We start from the raw sequence: 3431 nt of genomic DNA on the forward strand, positions 1-3431 counted from the left end.
CAGGGGTGTCGAAAGAGTCAACTGCGGTCCAAAGCTGTTGGACTTGGGTGAAAAGGGCGTTTATTCTTCCTATACGTTGTTCAGAATAACATTGTTCCGCCAACAATCAATTCGGTAGATATTGAACCTGAATATAGGGATATATTTAACTTGACGTTACACCAATCACAACAACGGCAAGTGAATTACGCAATGAGTAATACTTTTGGTTTTGGCGGACACATTGCCACAAGTATTTTTAAAAAATATGCTGAATAGAGAGTAGGTGCTAACTTCGGTTTGCTCGTGTTGGCGCTAAATCGAAAGTTCAAGTATCCCAACATGTTCCTTCGTATAGAAGTTAAAAGTTGGCAATTATCGTAGAACAACCTACAGACAACACCAATATGTAACCGATAAATAATTACAAAATATGACCGACAGAGTAAACATCATCAATAACTACATCGATGGATACAACCAATTTGATATCAAAAAAATGGTTGCAGACCTTGACGATAATATTGTTTTTGAAAACATTCAAAATAATGATATAAGTTTATCGCTGAAAGGGTTAACAGCGTTTAAACAACAGGCAGAAACAGCAAAAACATACTTTGCAAAGAGAACACAGACAGTTAAATCGTTTAGGCATTTTGACAACAGCACTGAAATAGAAATTGATTATACAGCAATTTTAGCAATTGACTTTCCGAACGGCTTAAAAAAAGGGCAAAAGCTAAAGTTATCAGGAAAATCCGTGTTTGAATTTAAAAAAAACAAAGTGATTAAATTGACAGACATTAGTTGACATTAAAACCAGCGAACAAGAATATGACTTTACTAAAACATAAAAAAATTACAATAATTGGTGCCGGGCCTGTTGGATTAACAATGGCGAGATTGTTACAGCAAAACGGCGTGGACATTACAGTTTACGAGAGAGACAAAGACCAAGATGCAAGGATTTTTGGTGGGACACTTGATCTGCACAGGGATTCGGGACAGGAAGCAATGAAAAGAGCGGGATTGTTACAAACTTATTATGACTTAGCTTTACCAATGGGTGTAAATATTGTTGATGAAAAGGGCAATATTTTAACCACAAAAAATGTAAGACCCGAAAATCGTTTTGACAATCCTGAAATAAACAGAAATGACTTAAGGACTATCCTATTAAATAGTTTACAAAATGATACCGTCATTTGGGATAGAAAACTTGTTACCCTTGAACCTGATAAGGAGAAGTGGATACTAACTTTTGAGGATAAATCGAGTGAAACAGCAGATCTGGTTATTATTGCCAATGGTGGAATGTCTAAAGTAAGAAAATTTGTTACCGACACGGAAGTTGAAGAAACAGGTACTTTCAATATACAAGCCGATATTCATCAACCGGAGGTGAACTGTCCTGGATTTTTTCAGCTTTGCAATGGAAACCGGCTAATGGCTGCTCATCAAGGTAATTTATTATTTGCGAATCCTAATAATAATGGTGCATTGCATTTTGGAATAAGTTTTAAAACACCTGATGAATGGAAAAGCAAAACGCGGGTAGATTTTCAAGACAGAAATAGTGTCGTTGATTTTCTCCTGAAAAAATTTTCCGATTGGGACGAACGCTACAAAGAACTGATTCGTTTGACATCATCTTTTGTAGGGTTAGCGACACGAATATTTCCCTTAGATAAGTCTTGGAAAAGTAAGCGTCCATTACCCATAACGATGATTGGAGATGCTGCTCATTTGATGCCTCCTTTTGCAGGACAAGGCGTAAACAGTGGGTTGATGGATGCCTTGATATTGTCGGATAATCTGACCAATGGGAAATTTAACAGCATTGAAGAGGCTATTGAAAATTATGAACAGCAAATGTTTGCTTATGGAAGAGAAGCACAGGCAGAATCAATAATAAACGAAACGGAAATGTTCAGCCTCGACTTTTCTTTCCAAAAACTAATGAATCTATAAAACAGAAAGGCGAGGAAATGAAAGAGAAAATAGTTAAAAAAAACGGAATAAGACTTTTTACCGAAAGTTTTGGATGTGAAAAAGATCCGGCAATACTCTTGATTGCGGGAGCAACGGTATCCATGTTGTATTGGGATGCTGAATTTTGCCAGAAACTATCTGAAAAGGGATTTTTTGTTATTCGCTACGACAATAGGGACGTAGGAAAATCTACTAATTACGAACCGGGTTCAACCCCCTATGATATTGTTGACTTAACCCATGATGCTATTTCAATTTTGGACGGCTATAAAATAGTCAAAGCCAATTTTGTGGGAATTTCACTGGGCGGACTGATTTCTCAAATAGCATCAATAAAATATGCCGACAGGGTAAGTTCAATAACACTAATCTCATCAGGTCCTTGGGGCGACTCAGACCCCACAATTCCTGAAATGGATACGCGTATTTTAGATTTTCACGGAAAAGCTGAAACCGTAGATTGGACAAATGAAGACAGTGTGGCAAATTATTTAATTCAAGGTGCTGAATTGATGAGCGGCAGGAAACAATTTGACAAACAAAGAAGTGAAAAACTGATTAGAGCCGAATTTAAAAGAGCTAATAACTATATAAGTATGTTCAATCATGCGGCACTGCAAGGTGGTGAAGAATACTGGAACAGATTGAGCGAAATCAATCAACCAACCTTAATTGTACACGGAACGGACGATAAAATATGGCATTTTAAGAATTCAGCAGTTTTACTTGAAAAGATAAACGGCTCAAAACTAATAACGCTTGATGGAACCGGACACGAACTACATTTCGAAGATTGGAATAAAATTATTGATGGAATAACGCAACATACAACAAATAACAAAAGAATGAACAAATAGGGTATTATGTATTTCCAAATCAACGGTTTAGAGATTGAAGCTAATATCAATGTGTTATGACGCTCAAGCTGGTGGAGCCGCTGCGCGAGCTGTTTAAAGATGAGGTGCGCAAGATCGGTATGGAGTTAGGTCTGCCCTACGACATGGTTTACCGTCATCCCTTCCCTGGCCCTGGCTTGGGTGTGCGTATTCTTGGCGAAGTAAAAAAAGAATATGCCGACAGGTTGCGCTTGGCTGATGCCATCTTTATCGAAGAGCTGTATGCCGCTGACCTGTATCACAAAACCAGCCAAGCCTTCGCTGTATTCTTGCCAGTGAAGTCGGTTGGCGTAGTGGGCGATGCCCGCCGCTATGAGTATGTGGTGGCATTGCGCGCAGTAGAAACTATCGATTTTATGACAGCGCGCTGGGCACACTTGCCGTATGAGTTTTTAGAAACGGTTTCTAGCCGCATCATTAATGAGATTCCCGGTATTTCGCGGGTAACCTACGATGTTTCCTCAAAGCCGCCGGCAACTATTGAGTGGGAGTGACGGGCACTGGCTGGCAATGTCTAGCAACGGCAGGCATTTCGGCTGAGGGTAAAAGAACTTTCCGCTAAGC

At 39.1% G+C, this 3431-nt stretch carries 3 protein-coding genes and 1 pseudogene; all 4 read left to right on the forward strand.

The features are described from left to right. The first annotated feature begins 478 nt into the window (after positions 1-478). The gene (locus HX005_RS19395; RefSeq protein ID WP_228390949.1) at positions 479-790 is read left to right on the forward strand and encodes a nuclear transport factor 2 family protein; all 312 of its coding nucleotides are present in this window, start codon (positions 479-481) and stop codon (positions 788-790) included. 23 nt (positions 791-813) lie between these two features. Further along, the gene (tet(X), locus tag HX005_RS19400; RefSeq protein ID WP_044502094.1) at positions 814-1950 is read left to right on the forward strand and encodes a tetracycline-inactivating monooxygenase Tet(X); all 1137 of its coding nucleotides are present in this window, start codon (positions 814-816) and stop codon (positions 1948-1950) included. A gap of 17 nt (positions 1951-1967) precedes the next feature. Beyond that, positions 1968-2828: a macrolide hydrolase EstT gene (gene estT, locus HX005_RS19405; RefSeq protein ID WP_077782102.1), complete on the forward strand. Its 861-nt coding sequence runs from the start codon at positions 1968-1970 to the stop codon at positions 2826-2828. 56 nt (positions 2829-2884) lie between these two features. Then, positions 2885-3361: pseudogene (locus tag HX005_RS19410) on the forward strand (GMP synthase (glutamine-hydrolyzing)); the annotation flags it as partial. Positions 3362-3431: the final 70 nt, after the last annotated feature.

Origin of the sequence: Acinetobacter sp. R933-2, assembly GCF_030325485.1 — a bacterium.
In the GTDB taxonomy this organism is placed as follows: domain Bacteria; phylum Pseudomonadota; class Gammaproteobacteria; order Pseudomonadales; family Moraxellaceae; genus Acinetobacter; species Acinetobacter sichuanensis.

Coding starts and splice junctions, on each gene's coding strand:
- HX005_RS19395 (WP_228390949.1), top strand. CDS start 479: ATGGTTGCAGACCTTGACGATAATATTGTTTTTGAAAACATTCAAAAT.
- estT (WP_077782102.1), top strand. CDS start 1,968: ATGAAAGAGAAAATAGTTAAAAAAAACGGAATAAGACTTTTTACCGAA.